The sequence below is a fragment of the Legionella waltersii genome, assembly GCF_001468085.1.
GTDB lineage: Bacteria > Pseudomonadota > Gammaproteobacteria > Legionellales > Legionellaceae > Legionella > Legionella waltersii.
The window spans coordinates 415,670-430,667 of record NZ_LNZB01000051.1 but is presented as its reverse complement, the minus strand read 5'-3'; the positions used below and the strand labels follow the sequence as shown (position 1 = coordinate 430,667).

Sequence of the window (14,998 nt, the reverse complement as noted above, 5' to 3'; positions counted from 1 at the left end):
GCTCGGATTGGCGTAGTGAAAACCGAGCCGCGCGCCGTAAGCAAGCGGACCGTTGAGAAGTCATCAAATTATTTTGTAAAAATATTGAACTTTTTTGTTTTTCAAGTGTCTAATCTTATGAGCATTCCTTCCCCGAGTGCTCAACCTCGCATTCCCCCTCTTTATGCGAGGTTATATCTGGATAGCAATCTATCCGGATAAATAATTTTCCCCGGGTACTCTTCCGGGGATTTTTTTGTCCTCAAAAAATGTCTACACTGTCATTTATCCTACTTCGTTGAGAAAAAACATGAAAAAGATTAACGCTCTGATTTTTAGCCTTCTAGCTTGTATCGCAGCAAGAACTGTCTTTGCAGATCCAGATAGAGCCCAATTAGCGGTATGGGCAAATGAGGCTATTATAGCTACTTACACCTACGATTATAAAAATTACGTCCAACAGCAAAAAGAGATTGCGAAATACTTTACGACTGATGGATGGATTTCCTATACCAAAGCACTGAACGACTCAAAGCTACCTGCAGCTGTTCAACAGAATTTATACCACGTGACTTCAGTGGCAACACAACCACCAAAATTGATAACACTAGATGCAACCCATTGGCAAGCCATCATGCCAATATTAGTTATGTATGAAAATCCAGAGTATCAGCAAACACAAAATTTGAAAGTAGTAATTAGCTTTACCGCTGCCGCAAATGGTCAGGGGGTTAGGGGATTTAGCATAACAAGTTTGCAATCGACAGTGACTACTCCTCCTTGCCAATGTAAAATTGAAAAGGAAGAAAAAAAACCTAGTGATAGTAATGCAAGCAACCCCACACAATAAGCACAATATGACTAAGCAATAAAGTTCCAATCAGAATTAGAATAAAGGAAAGTTTCTTTGGCATAGTCACATCCAATGCTGACTGTTCAGGATTGTTAGGATTGTAATAGACATCTATTTCAGAGTTATTTTTAAATGCCATGGATACTTTGTAAGCGATATTGCGTGAATATTTGCTACTGGGACTATTGTGCAGAGTATCTAAAAACAGATATTCCCCTAAAAGAGTCTTATTGTATACTTCATACTCGTATTCAATTTTAGGCCATACACTATGGCCTACCGTAGTCCACTCACAACTTGTGATATGCCCTTTTACTTTCAACCAAGAGCGAGCATCTAACAAGTCTTTTCTTTTCAGCCAGAAATACCTAAAGAGAAGCAGTAGAAAAACCAGCCAAATAACATCAATTGCTCCTTTCAAAACAGTGGACCACCACATAGACTATTTCCAGTAATATTGATAAATTAATTATATCGTAAGGACTTACGAAAAACCCCAGCATTGCGTTAAAAAAAATAGTATCGAATAAAAAAATCGGAAGCTTTAAAATCTAGCATTTCCAAGTATCTTGGGTATAATCTCTGGCACTACGTGACAAAAAAAGGAATTAGAATGATTTCCAGAACTCCGCTTTATGATGCCCATTTAGCATCTGGAGCTAAAATGGTGGATTTTCATGGTTGGTTTATGCCCCTCCATTATGGATCACAACTGAATGAACATCACTACGTACGCAAAGATGCCGGAATGTTCGATGTATCACATATGACAATTGTCGATATTCTTGGCGCCGGTGGCCGCCAGTTTTTACGCAAACTTCTAACGAATGATGTAGACCAAATTACTCATAATGGAAAAGCACTCTATAGCTGTATGTGTAATGAGCATGGTGGCATAATTGATGATTTGATTGTCTACCAAAGAGCTTCTGACAATTATCGAGTCGTTCTTAACTCAGCAACACGAAAAAATGACATCGATTGGATCCGTGCAAAAAGCGAAGGATTCTCAGTGGGATTGCAAGAAAGAACTGACTTGGCAATGATAGCCGTGCAAGGACCAAATTCAATTCATAAAGTGTTAAGTGTTCTTTCGCCCGCTCAAATCGATGCGGTATCCACTCTCACATCCTTTGAATGTGTAGATGTTGAAAATTGGTTCTTTGCACGAACCGGTTATACAGGAGAAGATGGATTAGAAATTATTGCTCCTAAAGAATTAATCGTCACACTTTGGAATGATTTAGTTCAGGCAGGAGTATCTCCTTGTGGACTTGGAGCAAGAGACACATTAAGACTTGAGGCAGGAATGCTACTCTATGGCCAAGACATGGATACAACAACGACACCCTTAGAATCAGGTCTTGCATGGACTGTAAAATGGGAACCTCAAGACAGAGGGTTTATCGGGATGGGAGCCTTAGTTTCTCAAAAACAACAAGGCATAGAGAAAAAACTAGTGGGTTTAACCTTGTTGGATAAAGGCATCATGAGAACAGGCCAAAAAGTAATCATTGAAGGACACGCTGAAGGCATGATCACCAGTGGAAGCTATTCCCCAACTCTAGATAAATCAATTGCTTTGGCGCGTGTACCTATTGATACAGGTGCTCAAGTATTGGTTGATATTCGTGGTAAGTTAGTACCTGCCCAAGTTGGTAAACCTCGCTTTGTGAAGCAGGGAAAACCCATTTAAATTAAAGCTAAGTGACAATAAGGACCCAATAAATGAATGAACTAAAATTCACAAAAACTCATGAATGGCTTAAAGACGGTCAGGATGAAGTTACTGTTGGAATAACAGATCATGCACAACAATTGTTAGGAGACATGGTTTTCATCGAGCTCCCTGAGATTGGCGATGAGGTTAATGCTGGAGACGAGCTGGGTGTAGTGGAATCCGTTAAAGCCGCGTCTGATTTTTATGCTCCAGTAAGCGGCATCGTTACAGCGATAAACGAAGCTGCTGCTGAAAATCCAGCCATAGTTAACTCAGATCCTTATCAAGCCGGCTGGTTGGTTAAATTAAAACCGAATCATCGCGATGAAATTAACCAGTTACTAACTGCCGATCAATATCAAAATGAGATAGCTGAGGAAAACTAACTATGCCGTATATTCCACACACCCCTAAAGATACCAAAGACATGCTGGAGGCTATTGGCGCTGAAAACATACAACATTTATTTGATGAAATTCCAACTTCCTTGCAATTTGCTGGGTTTCAGAATATGCCTGAAGGCGTCAATGAAATGCTTATGTTAAAGGAAGCACAGAAACAAGCAGATAAAAATAATAATGGTATTTGTTTTATTGGAGCTGGTTGCTACGAGCATCATATTCCAGCTGCCGTGTGGGATATTGCATCACGAGGTGAGTTTTTAACAGCGTACACCCCTTACCAAGCAGAAGCCAGTCAAGGCACCTTGCAGTTGCTCTATGAATATCAAACCATGATTTGTGAATTAACGGGGATGGATGTGTCGAACGCGTCCATGTACGATGGAGCAACCGCTTTAGCTGAAGCCATCCTCATGGCAGTGCGCGTTAATAAACACAGCAAAACCAGTAGAGTATTGGTTGCAGGGACAGTACATCCTTTCTATCGTGAAACCATTGAAACAGTAGTGAGAAACCAACACATTGAGGTCATCACCCTACCCTTTGATGCAGAGCAAGGCATTACTAATCCTGAAATTTTGAGCCAGTATGCTGGAGAAGACATTACTGCCTTGGTTATCTCTCAGCCTAATTTTTTCGGCTGCATTGAAAAAGTCGATCAATTAACGGATTGGGCTTATCAAAATAAAACCATCAGTGTTGCTTGCGTCAATCCAGTTTCCTTAGCATTGCTTAAAGCTCCAGGCCAATGGGGTAGTCATGGTGTAGATATAGTGTGCGGAGAAGGACAACCATTAGGCTCGCCCATGGCGTCAGGAGGTCCTTATTTTGGATTTCTTAGTTGCCGCATGGAACATGTTAGACAAATGCCTGGTCGTTTAATAGGGCGGACTGTCGATAAAGACGGAAAAACTGGTTTCAGTCTAACGCTGCAAGCCAGAGAGCAACACATTCGCCGTGCCAAAGCAACTTCAAATATTTGTACTAACCAAGGTCTTCTAGTTACTGCGGCTACCATACACATGAGCCTCCTTGGTGCAGAAGGGTTAAAACAAGTTGCGATAGAGTGTCATCAAAATACTCGTGATTTGGTCTCCGCTCTAACTCAAATTGAAGGTGTTGAACAAGTATTTAAATCTCCATTTTTTCATGAGGTTTTAATCAAGTTGAATCAACCGGTAAACCATGTGCTGCATAAACTCAGTGAAGAGGGAATTGCTGGTGGTTACGCCCCTGAACAACATTATCCTCAATTTACAAACACTCTTTTAGTTTGTGCTACCGAAATGCGCACTAAAGAAGACATCGCTAAATACGCAAAATCCTTAAGAACCATTATGTCCAAACGAGGCTCCTAATGTTTATTGTGCAATTAACTTATTTGACGCCAATCTCTGAAGTCGATAAATACTTACAAGCTCACAGAGAGTTTCTGGATTACCACTATAAACAAGGACTTCTTGTTGCCTCTGGTCCAATGAAACCACGCACCGGGGGGATTATTATAGCAGCAACAAATGATAGAGCCTATTTAGAAGAGGTATTTAAAAAGGACCCCTATTATTTAGCTGAAATTGCAGACTATCAATTTATTGAGTTCACACCTGTGAAACATCGTGAAGAGCTCAAGGAACTTATACAAAAAACGGAAGGCAAATTATGTTGATATTTGAACTATCTAGCGATCATCGTCAAGCAAAGGCTCAAGCGCCTAAAACTCAAGACAGTCAACTTGCCATACCCGAAGAGTACCAACGAAAGTTGCCACCTAGACTTCCAGCTTGTTCTGAATTACAAGTAGTTAGGCATTTTACTCGACTTTCTCATAAGAATTTTTCGATTGATACTCATTTTTACCCCTTGGGTTCATGCACTATGAAATACAACCCTCGAGGTGTTCACAAAGCGGCCTCCATCCCCGCTTTTCTAAATCGCCACCCTTTAAATTTAGAAAGCGAAAGCCAGGGACTATTAGAATGCCTTTACAATTTGCAAAATTACATCGCTGAAATTACCGGAATGCCGGGAGTGTCATTAACACCAATGGCTGGCTCTCAGGGTGAATTTGCTGGTGTTGCAATGATTAAAGCGTACCACCAATCAAGAGGTGACACAGCTCGAGACGAAATGCTTATACCAGATGCCGCACATGGCACCAACCCAGCATCCGCAGCGATGTGTGGATTTAAAGTGGTTGAAATAGCTACTGCCCCAAATGGTGACATCGATCTTGAGGAGTTAAAAGCAAAAGTTGGACCTAGAACAGCTGGTATTATGCTTACTAATCCCTCAACTTTGGGATTATTCATGAGACAAATCAAGGAAATAGCGGCACTTGTCCATCAAGCCGGTGGATTGCTTTATTACGATGGGGCAAACTTAAATGCCATTTTAGGTAAAGTTAGACCTGGTGACATGGGATTTGACGTCATGCACCTCAATTTACATAAAACATTTGCCACTCCGCATGGTGGGGGCGGCCCTGGCGCGGGTCCAGTGGCTGTTGGAAATCGCCTGATTACTTTTATGCCATTGCCCGTTGTTAAAAAAGTTGATTCCAATTATTTATGGGCAACACGTCAAGATTACCCTCAAAGTATAGGTCGATTGTCTTGCTTCATGGGTAATGCTGGCATTCTGCTGCGAGCGTATTTCTACACTCTCCTGCTTGGTAAAGAAGGTTTATTGCGTGTATCGGAATATGCGACTTTGAATGCGAACTATTTACTTACGGAACTGGCTAAAGCCGGGTTTACTCCAGCTTATCCTGAAAGACGTGCATCACATGAGTTTATCTTAACCTTAAGTCCTGAAAAGAAACAACACGGAGTAACCGCTATGGACTTAGCTAAGAGACTACTGGACTATGGTTTCCATGCTCCAACCACTTATTTTCCATTGCTCATACCAGAATGTTTGTTAATTGAGCCAACAGAAACCGAAAGCAAAGATGAGTTGGATGCCTTTATACAGGTTATGAAAACCATTAAAAAGGAGTTGACAGAAAATCCAGAGCTTCTCAAAAACGCCCCACATACTCTTCCAGTTAAGCGCTTAGATGATGTGAAAGCCGCTAGAGAATTGAACTTGAATTATTATGCTCAACAAGAAAACGTGTAGAGAATCTTCATGAAAGCTTGTCCTTGTGGTTCAAACATAGAATATGGTGCATGCTGCGGGATGTACCATACAAAACAAGCTGTACCAAAAACCCCAGAAGCCTTAATGCGATCTCGCTATACAGCTTACACTTTGGCAAACGCTCCCTATATCAAAGAAACCATGAAAGAAAAGCCTTTATTAGGCTTTGATGAAGCTGAAGTCGAGAAATGGGCAAAATCGGTCGTATGGATAAAACTGCAAGTCATTAAAGCTTACCAAAGTAATGATGAAACTGGCTTTGTAGAATTTATTGCACGTTATTTAGACGGACATTTCATTAAATCCATCCATGAACTCAGCGAATTCAAAGCAATCGAAGGAGCTTGGTATTATGTTGATGGAAAGCAGATCAATGAACCGAATACAAAAATTAGTCGAAATAGCCCATGTCCCTGTGGCAGTAATAAGAAATTTAAAAATTGTCATGCATTAACTTAAGAATTAATACATGAAACATTTCCATGCTTAGATCTTATGCCACTGTAAATTAATGATATACTTAATAGAAAGGGAATGACTAAGATGATAATAAATTGAATGAACCTACCATAAGCACTCTGCTTGCACGCCAAGGAATATACGATACGAACAGTATGGTATATGCTTATGAATTATTGTATCGAAATGGTAATGTTCATACAGCTCAGGTAAATAATAATATTCTTGTCGAAGGCGATGCTGCCACCTCATCTGTACTTACACAGCTTTTTACCAACTTGGACATGAATACTATTATTGGTAAAAAAAGAGCCTTTATTAACTTTACTTACAATCACATCTTGCAGCAGATACCTACCCTGCTTCCTAAACATAGAATCGTGATTGAAGTTCTAGAAACAGTTAATGCAGACCAAGACATTATAAAAAACTTACTCGAATTTAAAAAACAGGGCTATCAAATTGCTCTGGACGATTTTGAGTTCAGAAAAGATCTCGAACCGCTTATAGAATTAGCCGACATCATAAAAATAGACGTATTGAACCAAAATGAACAACAAATAATGAACCAGCTAACCCCACTAAACCATTTTTCGGGAAAACTGCTGGCGGAAAAAATAGAAGACAAAGAACAGTTTAAAATATGCCAGGGTCTAGGCTTCCATTATTTCCAAGGTTTTTTTCTAAATAAACCAGACCCCATCCAAGGTAACGTCATCACTGAGAATAAAGCACAGCTCATGAGGCTATTAACAGAGCTAAATGATGAAGATGTGCCTATCGAACGTATTGAAGAAATTATTTTACAAATTCCCAAACTAAGCTATCGAATATTACGCTTAGCGAACTCAGCCTCCTTGTACATGAGTAAAAAAATTGATTCATTGCTTGATGCTATTACTCAATTGGGCCTACTACAAATTCGAAATTGGATGAATTTGTTACTTTTAGCAAGTTTTGATGATGTGGCGCCTGATTTGCTTGAGCGAACTTTGATCCGCGCTAAAATGTGTGAGTTATTAGCACATGCAGTCAATTATACGAACCCACATCAGGCTTATACAGTTGGGATATTGTCAACTTTAGATGGCATCTTAAATGAACCTTTAAATCAACTGTTGTCAAAAATTCAGTTAAGCGAAGCTTTAAATGAGGCCTTAATCCATAATAAGGGTGACTTAGGTACCATTCTTAAATATTCAATTGATTATGAACAAGCAAATTTTAACCAACTCAATGCATTTCCTTTAAATGAAGCAGAGCTCACCAAGCACTATCTCCAAGGGATAGAATATGCCAACACGGTCATTGATATATTAAATAAATAATAGAGTCTGTTGACAACTCGCTATTTTGCCCTAGGTCGAAGCGCTTGCAATAGACCCTAATTTTACTTTAATCCCAGCTCCACCAGACGTTCATACAAATACTGGCCTGCTGTTTTTTGGGGCGATAAAGAGACCGCAGGATCCGGGTGTAAAAATAGAGGCATCGAAAGTCTAGCAGTATTTGTGTGTTCCGGATTTATCACCCTATGGGTCGTTGAACGATAATAATTCTGAGTGGCTAGCTCAAGCATATCTCCAACATTGACCACGATACTTTCTTTGGTGCATGGAACATCATGCCATTTGTCAAAATTATCTTTTATTTGAAGCCCAGAACTTGTAGCACCAACTAATAAAGTAATTAAATTAATGTCTTCATGTGCAGCTGCCCTCACAGCGCCTACTGGCTCATTACCGGTAAATGGCGGGTAGTGCAAAATTCGCAGCATGGTTTGTTCACTGCCTGCTATCATTTTTGATAAAGGCATCGATAGTTTCTGAGCGATGTCGAGAGGCAACTCTGACTCAAGCCAAGTCAGTAGATTGCAAGAAAGTTGGGTAAGCTGTTGGAATAATGTGTGTGTTTTACTACTTATGGATTTGGGAAATTGCCCCCAAGTGTAATACTGATAAAACTCTTTTAAGTCCTTAAGTTCAGCACCTTTGGCTTTTTCGGAGATGGATATAGGGAAATAGCCATCTTGAGTTTCAGCATTAAATTGGTAATTGAATTTTTCTTCACGGGCGAAAAAATCTGTCCATTCGTTATAAATCTCATCGATTAAATGGGTATCAATTGGATGATTATTTAAAACTGCAAAACCAGTGTGGTGTAATGATGCGGCGAATAATTGTTTCGCATCCCTTTGTTCAAAATCTATTTTCAACACATCCATTTTGTGCTCCTTCACCTGTGTTTGCTGGGCTATACGTCCATGAATAGATCTTTATTATAGAGAGATGTTTATTCTTGTGAAACACCCTTTACTACTGATTTGGCAGAACGTAGCATAAAGTGCGGATAGATCACACTCCAATAGAGGTTGAAAAGCGGATGGCCCCAGTGGGCGCCGGCCCATTGAAACGCCCGCAGCCCTTACAATAAATAAAATGTTGGCATATAACCCAATGAAAAATAGTTAATTTTGCCAAAATACCTTTGCTATTTTGTAAAAATAAGTTATAACACTCTTAACTATATCAAGGATTGATAAGTGACCATGTTGGACCTACGTCCTCTCAAAAGGATCTAGGATTGACAATATAATTTTCAGGGAGTGAAAAATGAACAGCAAAGTGTTTTCACAACGCTTTAATCGTGAATTGGCAACACTTGGGTTTCCAGAAGAACTAGCAGAAAAAACAAAAGCCGTATCAAAAGTATTTGGAGTGACTCGGCATATGGCAAATTCCATGATTTTTGGCCACGCTCTTCCAGACTCCGAACAGTTGGATAAGATTGCTGAAATACTTGAGGTGTGCCCATCATGGCTGAGTGGTGCAACTGACAGGAAAAAAGCCTATTCTAGCCGGGAAACAGCTGATACTGTATAATATAAGCAATGGAAAAAAAGTGACTATAGATAAGTAGGCGACGTTGCTCATGGAAATCCAGAGCAAACCGCCTTCAATTTAATTCAGGTTAAACATCATGGAATGCTTAAGTTTCTGCGTTGCAAAAACCATCGATTTAACTCGATTGGATACGCATTTTAAAAATTCATCGCAAGTATTTAGCTCGGCTAAAACCCGTGATGTCGTTAAATTGATCCCTCTACAGAACCAAGATCACACCATCTATGTTTTTAAAAATGGGACCATTGTAACCTGGGGTATAAAAAGATACGAAGTCAATAATTACTTGAGCGTCATTAAACAATTAATCGATAAGCCAGTCACTCTCCTAGTCCATGATGAGTTTCATTATCAACACGGCGATAGAACAGCTATTGAACCTCATGATTTTTATGATGTTGATTGCTTAACCATAGAAGATGATAGTGAAGAGCTTAAACTCAGTTTGTCTTATGGCTTCTCTCAATCAGTGAAGCTGCAGTATTTTGAGACCATCATTGAAGCATTAATTGATAAATACAATCCTCTCATTCAAAGTCTATCGCATGAAGGTGAAATGCCGATAGCTAGAAAACAAATCCAGCAAATTATTGGAGAGATATTGGGAGCCAAAAGTGAGTTAAACTTGATAAGTAACTTCCTATACCATCCTAAATATTTTTGGCAGCACCCAACCCTAGAAGAGCACTTTATCATGCTCGAGCGCTATTTACATATTCAAAGAAGAGTCAATGCTATCAATCATCGCCTAGATACCTTAAACGAGATTTTTGACATGTTTAATGGCTATCTTGAAAGCCGGCACAGCCATCATTTAGAAGTCATTATTATTGTATTGATTACAATTGAAATCGTTATTGCCGTCATGAACTTTCATTTTTAGGTTAAAAAATTGACTATATCAACCATCAAATCCTATTTTCTTGCTGAAACATCCTTGGGCAAAGAAGTCCTAGCTGGGATCACTACTTTTTTAACAATGGTCTATATAGCCTTTGTTAATCCGGCTATTCTTCATGATGCAGGAATGGATCAAGGCGCTGTATTTACTGCAACATGTTTAATTACTGCTTTCGCTTGTGCGCTCACTGGAATTCTTGCTAATACTCCTATTGGAGTAGCGCCTGGAATGGCCTTAAATGTTTATTTTTCTTACAGTGTTGTCCAAGGAATGGGAATTTCATGGCAACAGGCCTTAGCCATGGTTTTCATATCTGGGCTATTGTTTCTTCTTATCACACTAACAAAAATGCGCCGAATACTCCTTGAAGCGATCCCGCAAAACCTTCAAATTGCGATACTTATCGGTATTAGTTTATTAATTGCTCTTATTTCATTGCAAAACAACCAAATCCTATTCGTCAATGAACATCATCTATTACAGCTTGGCAATATCCTAAGACCTGAATGCGGCTTATTCTTCTTAGGGTTTATCATCATTTTAACGCTGGATTATTATCAAGTGACGGGGGCGATAGTTATTGGAATACTAAGTATAAGCTTATGTAGCCTCATATTTGGCTTCACCTCTTGGCAAGGCTTATTTGCAACGCCTCCCTCCATGGAGCCTACTTTCCTTAAACTTGATTTCTCAGAACTAGATAACTTGCAAGGCTTAAAAGCAACATTTACTTTCTTTCTAATTGCGATGTTCGATGCTACAGGCACATTAATGGGGCTTCTTAATCCAACTCTTTTTAAACATCAAGAAACTTACCCGAAACGCTTAAGTTACAGTTTAACTGCAGACGCTGCTGCCTCTTCATTGGCCGGCTTATTGGGATCAGCCAGTACTTCTCCATATATTGAGTCCGCTACTGGAATTGAAGCGGGTGGAAAAACAGGTTTGACTGCAATAGTTATCGCTATTGGCTTTCTATTGATGCTGTTTTTCTTTCCTTTAGCTAAAATGATTCCGGGATTTGCTGTGGGACCAGCATTGCTTTATGTTGCTTGTTGCATGATGAAGCATCTGACGGATCTAAATCTAACTGATATTACAGAGACCGCCCCCTGTATGGTCACGATAATGATGATTCCATTTACCTCTTCTATTGCAGATGGAATAGGATGGGGTGTTATTTTATATACGGCTCTTAAATTATTGACTCGCCAAAAAACCAATCCGTTGATTTTGATTTTGAGTGTTGTATTTATCATTTTCTTTTTATTGAGTTGAGTTATTTAGGCAATATGTTAGTTTTTTAATGAGCAAATTTTGTAAAACGCGCTAATCTTAAAGATAATAATAACTCTTTTATAAAACACCATGATTAAACAAATAAATCAAATTAATGACTATCAAACTAAAGAGTTAGAAGCTTTAGTTGATGCATGCAAAAAAAATGATGGAAGTGTTCCAAATGTATATCCCCATATCCTTAAACAAGAGCGTGCCGTGCCCGCATGCTTGCTGTATTACAAGAACAATAGCCTCGTTGGTTTTCTAAGTGTTTATTTTTTTTATGAGGATGCCGTTGAAATTTCAGTGCTCGTCCATCCGAAACACCGCAAAAAGGGCATAGCTAAAAAAATGTTGCAGCAAATCGAGCCTCTATTAGTTACTCAAGGATATTATAACTTGCTATTTTGTAACCCAGCTGGGGTCAATGATAAATGGCTCAAAAAAAGAGGTTTTGTTTTTATACACAGTGAATACTTCATGGAAAGAGATGATTTGAATCCTCTGCTGAATCAAAATCAGTCGTTAACGTTCCGTTTAGCTACACCAGAGGACATCCCTATTTTATGTGCCCTGGATGAAGTTTGCTTTCCTGACAAAAGCCAAAATTTGGTGAGCCGATTTGAACAAATTATGAGTGAAAGAGATTATGAAATTATATTAGCTATCGCTGATAATCATCCTATAGGTAAATCCCACATTCGCTGGCAACCCAAATGCGCAACTCTTTCAGACATTGCGGTTTTACCGAAGGAGCAAGGCAAAGGACTTGGTACTGCCTTGATAGCCTATTGCATCAATATAGCATTAAGTGAGGGTAAAACCGTAGTCAATCTAGATGTTGAAACTCATAATACAAAGGCGCTGGATTTATACGTCCGTTTAGGCTTTCACGTTTCCAACGCCTGTGATTATTGGCTGATTCGTCTAAACGATTTGCCCAAATAAAATACCAGAATGTCTAGAGCTTGGCCCTAAAAGCAAATATGGCTTGACACACTTTAAAACTCCACCTTAGTATTGCCTGTGGTAGCCTGAAGGAACTCATGATTTCCACAGGATTTAAGCAAAAACCCAAGTCTAAGCAGAAATTGATGTTAATTAGGACGTTTAGGGACACTAAATGACCGATTGGAAATCCATTTGAATAAATAGATAGGGAGAGCTTAAGTTCTGTTTATTCAATCTAAAGGCATGTTATAAAACAGGACTAAGGACCATTAATGAAAAAGCGGGTTGTTATTACTGGAATGGAAATCACTTCTTCCATTGGAACTGGTATTAATCAATTTTGGCTTGCTGCAAGTCAAGGACAATGCGGTATTAAGCGAATACAATCCTATGATCCAACTCCTTACACAACACAAATTGCTGGCGAAATCACTGATTTATCGCTTGACCACCTACCGGAATTTAATAAAAGCAAACGGTATCCACGAGCAGCACAATATGCTTTATTTTGTACTCATCATGCGATTGAAAGATCGGGCTTGAATGAAAACGAGCTCCGTGATGCCGGTACGTTTATAGGGACAAGCCTGGGTGGACAAGCAGAATTAGAGTCTTGCTACAAAACATTTTTTACGGAGAGCTGGAAAAAGATCCCTGCCCTCACTGTAATTCGTGGAATGCCTAATTCAGTAGCCAACCATATTGCTATTGCCTTTGGATTAGGAGGGCCCAATTCAACGATTTCTAATGCCTGTGTTTCTTCTGGTGAAGCAATAGGTTCGGCGTATCAACAAATTGCTTATGGTAACCTCACCACAGCAATCTGTGGCGGTACAGAATCATTGGTGTGGGAAAGCATAATGGCAGCTTGGTGTAAATTGAGGGTTATGTCAACAAACAATGAGAACCCTAGCCAAGCCAGCAGACCTTTTGACTTAAATCGTGATGGAATGGTTATGGCAGATGGTGCAGGCATTTTAATACTAGAAGAGCTCCAGCAAGCACGGGCAAGAGGAGCTCAAATCTATGCCGAAATCATTGGCTACGGAGCAAGCTGCGATGCATCCCACGTCACGGCGCCTAACTCGCAAGGCCAAAGTAGAGCAATTTTCGCCGCCTTGAATGATGCCAAATTGTCCATAAGTGACATCCACTACATTAATGCACATGGAACTGGAACCCAATTAAATGACAGCACAGAAACTGAAACCATTAAAAGCGTATTTGGGGACAGAGCCTATGAGATCCCAATTACTGCACAAAAAGCCATGACTGGTCATGCTATTGGCGCAGCAGGGGCAATGGAAATTATAGCGACTACCTTGTGTTTACAGAACAATTTAATCCTTCCAACGATCAACTTAACAACTCCTGACCCAGCCTGTGATCTTGACTATGTTCCCAATGTAGCCAGGCCAAAAACCATTGATATTGCGCTATCCAACCATTTTGCATTTGGTGGGGCAAATGCAGCGCTAGTTTTGCGCAAGTACATTAGCTAATATGAAACCATATAGCTTTACTTAAGAAGTGTTTTCGCCCAACTTCGTGGAAACACCCTTTAATGTCCAAAGAGTGCTATCCATGAAGTCAGTTGTTTTTTAGGAATACAAATAACTCAAACTAAACAACAATTGGTTGTTATAAAAATGGGTTAATAGCGGGCCTTTTTCCAACAAAAACCCATCATAACCTAAATAACTCTTGCCCAAATCAGCGAACTCATAACCAACACCAACCTGCCAATTTTTCGTAATGGATTTTTGGATTCCTGCACCTACGCTGTAAGCAAAGGCAATGGTAGTGCTTGGTAAAAACCATGGGGCGGGAAATAGCGTTTGATTAACAGATACCGCTTGATAATCATGGGAATTATTAAAGCCCGCACCAATACTGCCACTAATATAGGGTTGTACTGGATTTATTGAGCTTGCTATCAGTTTCCCCTTTAAATCTATTCGTACATGATTAACTTTATAACTATAACTGTAAACATTTGGTACAGAAATAACATTCGGTACATTCAAATCCACTGTACCAGTAACTTTGGCATCACTTACCCCCGCAACTCCAAGACCTAATTGCCCAATAATTCCCGGCTGAACAGTCCGCTGTAAGCCAAAAAACAATTCGCCATTAGCCATGGTACTGTTTGATGAGTTGTACTTGAAATACATGTTGTAATAAGGGGCTGGATTGGGGATAAATGCTGTCGTGTAGAAAGGTGAATTAGGGTAAAGGTATTGGTTTTGCCCTGCAGTGCCCCATGACGGGCCTCCACTTACCGTTATAATTGATGACCAGGTTAAAGGTAACTCTTCATCATAGACTAATTGCATTGCTAACGCGTTTGTTGTGAGTATGAGGCTACTTCCAACCAACAGAATGTTTTTTAGCATATCCTATCCT

General features: G+C 39.6%; 16 protein-coding genes. 13 read left to right on the top strand and 3 right to left on the bottom strand.

The genetic code is table 11. The features are described 5' to 3' along the window. Positions 1-289: 289 nt before the first annotated feature. A complete protein-coding gene (locus tag Lwal_RS11700) occupies positions 290-829 on the top strand; it encodes a DotI/IcmL family type IV secretion protein (RefSeq protein WP_058480971.1) in 540 nt (179 codons plus the stop codon). On the opposite strand, the gene Lwal_RS11695 is transcribed toward Lwal_RS11700, so the two are convergent. Then, positions 795-1,271: a DUF3592 domain-containing protein gene (locus tag Lwal_RS11695; RefSeq protein WP_058480970.1), complete on the bottom strand. Its 477-nt coding sequence runs from the start codon at positions 1,269-1,271 to the stop codon at positions 795-797. The two genes, Lwal_RS11700 and Lwal_RS11695, sit on opposite strands and share 35 nt — an antisense overlap. 174 nt (positions 1,272-1,445) lie before the next feature. Between Lwal_RS11695 and gcvT the strand changes: the two genes are divergently transcribed. The 7 genes from gcvT (at position 1,446) to Lwal_RS11660 (ending at position 7,881) form a co-directional block, all read left to right on the top strand. Further along, complete coding sequence (gene gcvT, locus Lwal_RS11690; protein WP_058480969.1) at positions 1,446-2,528, top strand: glycine cleavage system aminomethyltransferase GcvT; 1,083 nt, start codon at positions 1,446-1,448, stop codon at positions 2,526-2,528. Positions 2,529-2,560: 32 nt separating this feature from the next. Continuing rightward, positions 2,561-2,938 (top strand): glycine cleavage system protein GcvH, encoded by a 378-nt coding sequence (gene gcvH, locus Lwal_RS11685; protein WP_058480968.1) that lies wholly within the window; start codon positions 2,561-2,563, stop codon positions 2,936-2,938. Positions 2,939-2,940: 2 nt separating this feature from the next. Next, positions 2,941-4,311 (top strand): aminomethyl-transferring glycine dehydrogenase subunit GcvPA, encoded by a 1,371-nt coding sequence (gene gcvPA / locus Lwal_RS11680; RefSeq protein ID WP_058480967.1) that lies wholly within the window; start codon positions 2,941-2,943, stop codon positions 4,309-4,311. Further along, complete coding sequence (locus Lwal_RS11675) at positions 4,311-4,619, top strand: YciI family protein (protein ID WP_058480966.1); 309 nt, start codon at positions 4,311-4,313, stop codon at positions 4,617-4,619. Before gcvPA ends, Lwal_RS11675 begins: the two co-directional genes overlap by 1 nt. Further along, positions 4,613-6,073 carry an aminomethyl-transferring glycine dehydrogenase subunit GcvPB gene (gene gcvPB, locus Lwal_RS11670; protein WP_058480965.1) on the top strand — a complete coding sequence of 487 codons (1,461 nt, stop codon included), beginning with the start codon at positions 4,613-4,615 and terminating at the stop codon, positions 6,071-6,073. The genes Lwal_RS11675 and gcvPB overlap by 7 nt, the downstream gene beginning before the upstream one ends. 9 nt (positions 6,074-6,082) lie before the next feature. Continuing rightward, positions 6,083-6,553, top strand: a complete 471-nt coding sequence (locus Lwal_RS11665) for a YchJ family protein (RefSeq protein ID WP_058480964.1) — start codon at positions 6,083-6,085, stop codon at positions 6,551-6,553. Positions 6,554-6,648: 95 nt separating this feature from the next. Then, positions 6,649-7,881, top strand: a complete 1,233-nt coding sequence (locus Lwal_RS11660; protein WP_058480963.1) for an EAL and HDOD domain-containing protein — start codon at positions 6,649-6,651, stop codon at positions 7,879-7,881. Positions 7,882-7,943: 62 nt separating this feature from the next. Here the strand turns inward: Lwal_RS11660 and Lwal_RS11655 are convergent, their stop codons facing one another. Beyond that, positions 7,944-8,777 carry a 2OG-Fe(II) oxygenase family protein gene (locus Lwal_RS11655; protein ID WP_058480962.1) on the bottom strand — a complete coding sequence of 278 codons (834 nt, stop codon included), beginning with the start codon at positions 8,775-8,777 and terminating at the stop codon, positions 7,944-7,946. 388 nt (positions 8,778-9,165) lie between these two features. On the opposite strand from Lwal_RS11655, the gene Lwal_RS11650 reads away from it, so the two are divergent. The 5 genes from Lwal_RS11650 (at position 9,166) to Lwal_RS11630 (ending at position 14,091) form a co-directional block, all read left to right on the top strand. Then, positions 9,166-9,435 carry a hypothetical protein gene (locus Lwal_RS11650; RefSeq protein WP_058480961.1) on the top strand — a complete coding sequence of 90 codons (270 nt, stop codon included), beginning with the start codon at positions 9,166-9,168 and terminating at the stop codon, positions 9,433-9,435. Between the two features lie 97 nt (positions 9,436-9,532). After that, positions 9,533-10,339, top strand: coding sequence for an RMD1 family protein (locus Lwal_RS11645; RefSeq protein ID WP_058480960.1), 807 nt, complete (start codon positions 9,533-9,535; stop codon positions 10,337-10,339). 15 nt (positions 10,340-10,354) lie between these two features. Next, complete coding sequence (locus Lwal_RS11640) at positions 10,355-11,635, top strand: NCS2 family permease (protein ID WP_058481014.1); 1,281 nt, start codon at positions 10,355-10,357, stop codon at positions 11,633-11,635. 90 nt (positions 11,636-11,725) lie between these two features. After that, positions 11,726-12,586 carry a GNAT family N-acetyltransferase gene (locus tag Lwal_RS11635; RefSeq protein WP_058480959.1) on the top strand — a complete coding sequence of 287 codons (861 nt, stop codon included), beginning with the start codon at positions 11,726-11,728 and terminating at the stop codon, positions 12,584-12,586. A gap of 275 nt (positions 12,587-12,861) precedes the next feature. After that, a complete protein-coding gene (locus Lwal_RS11630) occupies positions 12,862-14,091 on the top strand; it encodes a beta-ketoacyl-[acyl-carrier-protein] synthase family protein (protein ID WP_058480958.1) in 1,230 nt (409 codons plus the stop codon). Positions 14,092-14,190: 99 nt separating this feature from the next. Here the strand turns inward: Lwal_RS11630 and Lwal_RS11625 are convergent, their stop codons facing one another. Further along, positions 14,191-14,988 carry an outer membrane protein gene (locus tag Lwal_RS11625; RefSeq protein WP_058480957.1) on the bottom strand — a complete coding sequence of 266 codons (798 nt, stop codon included), beginning with the start codon at positions 14,986-14,988 and terminating at the stop codon, positions 14,191-14,193. Between the last annotated feature and the right edge of the window lie 10 nt (positions 14,989-14,998).

Coding starts and splice junctions, on each gene's coding strand:
- Lwal_RS11700 (WP_058480971.1), top strand. CDS start 290: ATGAAAAAGATTAACGCTCTGATTTTTAGCCTTCTAGCTTGTATCGCA.
- Lwal_RS11630 (WP_058480958.1), top strand. CDS start 12,862: ATGAAAAAGCGGGTTGTTATTACTGGAATGGAAATCACTTCTTCCATT.
- gcvT (WP_058480969.1), top strand. CDS start 1,446: ATGATTTCCAGAACTCCGCTTTATGATGCCCATTTAGCATCTGGAGCT.
- Lwal_RS11645 (WP_058480960.1), top strand. CDS start 9,533: ATGGAATGCTTAAGTTTCTGCGTTGCAAAAACCATCGATTTAACTCGA.
- gcvPA (WP_058480967.1), top strand. CDS start 2,941: ATGCCGTATATTCCACACACCCCTAAAGATACCAAAGACATGCTGGAG.
- gcvPB (WP_058480965.1), top strand. CDS start 4,613: ATGTTGATATTTGAACTATCTAGCGATCATCGTCAAGCAAAGGCTCAA.
- Lwal_RS11625 (WP_058480957.1), bottom strand. CDS start 14,988: ATGCTAAAAAACATTCTGTTGGTTGGAAGTAGCCTCATACTCACAACA.
- Lwal_RS11695 (WP_058480970.1), bottom strand. CDS start 1,271: ATGTGGTGGTCCACTGTTTTGAAAGGAGCAATTGATGTTATTTGGCTG.
- gcvH (WP_058480968.1), top strand. CDS start 2,561: ATGAATGAACTAAAATTCACAAAAACTCATGAATGGCTTAAAGACGGT.
- Lwal_RS11675 (WP_058480966.1), top strand. CDS start 4,311: ATGTTTATTGTGCAATTAACTTATTTGACGCCAATCTCTGAAGTCGAT.
- Lwal_RS11655 (WP_058480962.1), bottom strand. CDS start 8,777: ATGGATGTGTTGAAAATAGATTTTGAACAAAGGGATGCGAAACAATTA.
- Lwal_RS11665 (WP_058480964.1), top strand. CDS start 6,083: ATGAAAGCTTGTCCTTGTGGTTCAAACATAGAATATGGTGCATGCTGC.
- Lwal_RS11650 (WP_058480961.1), top strand. CDS start 9,166: ATGAACAGCAAAGTGTTTTCACAACGCTTTAATCGTGAATTGGCAACA.
- Lwal_RS11635 (WP_058480959.1), top strand. CDS start 11,726: ATGATTAAACAAATAAATCAAATTAATGACTATCAAACTAAAGAGTTA.